This is a genomic window from Hydrogenophaga sp. (genome assembly GCF_041633695.1).
Taxonomy (GTDB): Bacteria; Pseudomonadota; Gammaproteobacteria; order Burkholderiales; family Burkholderiaceae_C; genus Hydrogenophaga.
Map to the genome: position 1 here is coordinate 1 of NZ_JBFJMY010000731.1, position 1,283 is coordinate 1,283.

A 1,283-nucleotide genomic window follows, 5' to 3' on the forward strand; every position below is an offset into this window, starting at 1 on the left:
CGTGGTGGACGACACCCAGCTCAAGATGGGGGACTACTTCGACTTGGCCGCCGACCTCTACGGCATGCCCAGACCGCCCCGCATCGCGCGCGACGCCGCTGGTGACCAGTTGCCGCTGGTGTTGTTGAGTTTCATGAGCGAATCGCGCCGCTTGCACAACCAGCGCCTGAAGCAGGAGTTGCGCCTGAAGCTGCGCTACCCGACCGTGGCAGAAGGCCTGCGCGGCCCCGGTGCCTGAAGCCGGTTCAACCGGCGTTGGCCACCGAGGTCAGCACCCAGGCTGTATAGGCCACATAGGCGAGCAGCAAGACCGAGGCTTCCACCCGGTTGATGCGGCCAGGGCGACCGCGAAAGCCCCAGCCCATCACGAACAGCACCAGGGTGAGGCCGGCCATCACCGGCAGGTCGCGCGTGAGCAGTTCGGGCGCGATGTCCATGGGGGCAATCGCGCCTGCGATACCGACCACGGCCAGCGTGTTGAAGAGGTTGGAGCCCAGCACATTGCCCAGGGCAATATCGTGTTCGCCCTTGCGCGCGGCCGCCACACACGAGGCCAGTTCGGGCAGCGAGGTGCCCACGGCGACCACCGTCAGGCCGATGATCAGATCGCTGATGCCCAGCGACTGCGCAATCGACACCGCACCCCAGACCAGCAGGCGCGAGCTGCCCACCAGCACCAGCAAGCCCAGCGCCAGCCACATCAGCGCTTTGGGCAAGGGCATGGCACGGCTTTTCATTTCTGTGGCGGTCTCGGTGCCCAGGGTGTCGCTCGAACCGCGCATGCCTTCCACAATCGACCAGCCCATCAAGACACCAAACACCCCCAACAAGACCCATGCATCGAGCCGGCTCAGGCCACCGTCCCAGACCAGATAGGCCGCCAGCGCGGTCACGCCGATCAGAACCGGCAACTCCTGGCGCAAAATCACCGACCGCACCAGGATGGGACTGACCAGCGCCGTGACGCCGAGAATGAGCGAAGTGTTGACGATGTTCGAGCCCCAGGCATTGCCCAGTGCCAGCGCCGGATTGCCCTGCGAGGCGGCCAGCGTGGACACCACCATCTCGGGCGCTGAAGTGCCGAACCCCACGATCACCATGCCCACCAGCAAGGGCGGCACCGAAAAATGCGTGGCGGTGGCGGCCGCGCCTTCCACGAACCGGTCGGCGCTCCACACCAGCAGGGCCAGTCCGACAAGCAGAGCAAGAGAGGGCAGCAGCATGGCGCAAGCAGAGGATCTGGGTTGGAGGAGAATTCCCTATTCTCGCAGGGCCTGCACGCC

The 1,283-nt window shown here is 65.8% G+C and carries 1 protein-coding gene and 1 pseudogene; one reads left to right on the plus strand and one right to left on the minus strand.

Annotation, left to right across the window (positions count from 1 at the left end):
• Positions 1 to 238, plus strand: a pseudogene (locus tag ABYB95_RS23640) (SDR family NAD(P)-dependent oxidoreductase); the annotation flags it as partial.
• 7 nt (positions 239 to 245) lie between these two features.
• Here ABYB95_RS23640 and ABYB95_RS23645 read toward each other — a convergent pair.
• Positions 246 to 1,223: a calcium/sodium antiporter gene (locus ABYB95_RS23645; RefSeq protein ID WP_372662867.1), complete on the minus strand. Its 978-nt coding sequence runs from the start codon at positions 1,221 to 1,223 to the stop codon at positions 246 to 248.
• Between the last annotated feature and the right edge of the window lie 60 nt (positions 1,224 to 1,283).

Coding starts and splice junctions, on each gene's coding strand:
- ABYB95_RS23645 (WP_372662867.1), bottom strand. CDS start 1,223: ATGCTGCTGCCCTCTCTTGCTCTGCTTGTCGGACTGGCCCTGCTGGTG.